Origin of the sequence: Mesorhizobium sp. WSM4983 (assembly GCF_029625765.1) — a bacterium.
GTDB lineage: Bacteria > Pseudomonadota > Alphaproteobacteria > Rhizobiales > Rhizobiaceae > Mesorhizobium.
This window is the reverse complement of the sequence record NZ_JARTVM010000042.1, coordinates 1-272: the sequence shown is the minus strand read 5'-3', so window position 1 is coordinate 272 and position 272 is coordinate 1. Positions and strand designations below refer to the sequence as shown.

At 61.4% G+C, this 272-nt stretch carries 1 pseudogene; it reads right to left on the bottom strand.

Annotated features, from left to right (window positions below):
- Positions 1–224 (bottom strand): annotated as a pseudogene (locus P9254_RS28865) (hypothetical protein); the annotation flags it as partial.
- Positions 225–272 lie beyond the last annotated feature (48 nt).

The window sequence follows — 272 nt, the reverse complement described above, 5'->3', positions numbered from 1 at the left end:
GCGAGATCGTCCTCGTCAGTCATAGGTAGTTCTCCCCGACGGATTCTGCCCGCCAGCCGAGTTCCCTCTTCAACGATGAGGGAGTATGCGGAAATGTGGTCTGGCTCAGCCGTCAACGTGACGTCGAGGCTGTGTCGCCACGAGTCAAAGTTCTCCCCGGGGGCGCCGAAGATGAGATCCAAGCTGACGTCGTCGAATCCGACCTGGCGCGCCAGCTGTGCCATCTCGACGGCGCGTCCTGGCCGATGGCGACGATCTAAGACCGTCAAGAC